We start from the raw sequence: 1,700 nt of genomic DNA, 5'->3' as shown, positions 1-1,700 counted from the left end.
CACCGCCCTCGGACGGAATCGCTCGAGGGAGTCGAGCGCGCCACCGCCCGCGGCGGTGGCCACGGTGCGCAACTGGGCTCCCGCCATCGACGCGTGGAGCAGCGCACCCGTGGCGTCGGCGGCGCGCAGCGCCCCGGGGTCGTCGAGGTCTACCCGACCGGCCCCGGTGTCGCTGGTCAGGTCAGGCACGGACGATCGCGAGGACCTCGTCGACCACGGCGGCGACGTCCTCCCTGGTAGGCGCCTCGGCGTTGAGACGCAGCAGCGGCTCGGTGTTCGAGGCGCGGAGGTTGAACCACGATCCGTCGCCGAGGTCCACCGTCACGCCGTCCAGCCGGTCGATGGACTCGGCCCGCTTCGAGAACGCGGAGACGACCTCCTCCATCCGTTCGGTCTGGGCCTCGGCGGAGTCGAGAGTGGAGTTGATCTCGCCGGAGGCGGCATACCGGGTGTACTCGGCCATGAGCGCCGACAGTGTCCCGTCCTGCCCACCCAGGGCCGCCAGGACGTGCATCGCGGCGAGCATGCCCGAGTCGGCGCCCCAGAAGTCCCGGAAGTAGTAGTGCGCCGAGTGCTCCCCACCGAAGACGGCGCCGGTGTCGGCCATCTGCGCCTTGATGAAGCTGTGCCCGACCCGGGTACGGACGGCGACGCCGCCCTTCTCCTCGACGAGCTCGGGGACGGCCCGGGAGGTGATGAGGTTGTAGATGATCGAGGCGCCCGGGTCCTTGGCCAGCTCACGCTCGGCGACGAGGGCGGTGATGGCCGACGGCGCGACCGGCTCGCCGCGCTCGTCCACCACGAAGCACCGGTCGGCGTCGCCGTCGAACGCCAGGCCGATGTCGGCCCCGCTCTCCCTGACGAGGGCCTGCAGGTCGACGATGTTGGCCGGTTCCAGCGGGTTCGCCTCGTGGTTGGGGAAATTGCCGTCCAGCTCGAAGTACAGCGGCACGATCTCGAGCGGCAACCCGCCCAGGACGGCAGGCACGGTGTGGCCACCCATCCCGTTGCCGGCGTCCACCGCCACCGTGAGCGGGCGGATGCCCGACAGGTCGACCAGTCCGCGCAGGTACTCGCCGTAGCCGTCCAGAACGTCCCGTTCGGTGACGGTGCCGGCCTCGCCGTCGTGGGCGGGGACCCCCTCGATGACCTCGTCGGCGATGGTCCGCAGGCCGGACTCCTGCCCGACCGGCTTGGCGCCGGGGCGGCACAGTTTGATGCCGTTGTAGGCGGCGGGGTTGTGGCTGGCGGTGAACATGGCACCGGGGCAGTCGAGTGAACCGGAGGCGAAGTAGAGCTGGTCGGTCGAGGCCAGGCCGATGGTCACCACGTCCAGTCCCTGGGCGGTCACCCCGTCGGCGAAGGCGGCGGACAGGCCCGGGGACGAGTCCCGCATGTCGTGGCCGATCACCACGGTGCGGGCACCCTCCGAACGCATGAGGCGGGCGAACGACGCCCCGACCTCGCGGACGAAGTCCTCATCGATCTGTTCGCCGACGACACCACGGACGTCGTACGCCTTGATGACTGCTCGGACGGACTCGGCGCTACGTGCCACGTGTTGCTCCAGGGGTGTGAGACGGGTCGGTCGGTGTTCTGCCTGACCCTACCCGCGCCGTACTGGCGGCGGACCGACCTCGCGGGCCGCGGCTCAGCGGGGGGCGGGGCCCGGCTCCGGTCGGCCGTCACCGGACCCGCCG

1 protein-coding gene and 1 pseudogene are annotated in these 1,700 nt (G+C 71.5%); both read right to left on the bottom strand.

Annotated features, from left to right (window positions below; genetic code table 11):
• Positions 1-189, bottom strand: a pseudogene (locus G6024_RS08205) (hypothetical protein); the annotation flags it as partial.
• The gene (locus G6024_RS08200) at positions 182-1,558 is read right to left on the bottom strand and encodes a phosphomannomutase/phosphoglucomutase (RefSeq protein WP_067712269.1); all 1,377 of its coding nucleotides are present in this window, start codon (positions 1,556-1,558) and stop codon (positions 182-184) included. The gene G6024_RS08200 and the pseudogene G6024_RS08205, both read right to left, overlap by 8 nt.
• Positions 1,559-1,700 lie beyond the last annotated feature (142 nt).

This window comes from Dietzia maris (assembly GCF_014144855.1).
Taxonomy (GTDB): Bacteria; Actinomycetota; Actinomycetes; order Mycobacteriales; family Mycobacteriaceae; genus Dietzia; species Dietzia kunjamensis.
The sequence above is the reverse complement of the archived record's forward strand: the minus strand, read 5'-3'. Positions and strand labels throughout refer to the sequence as shown.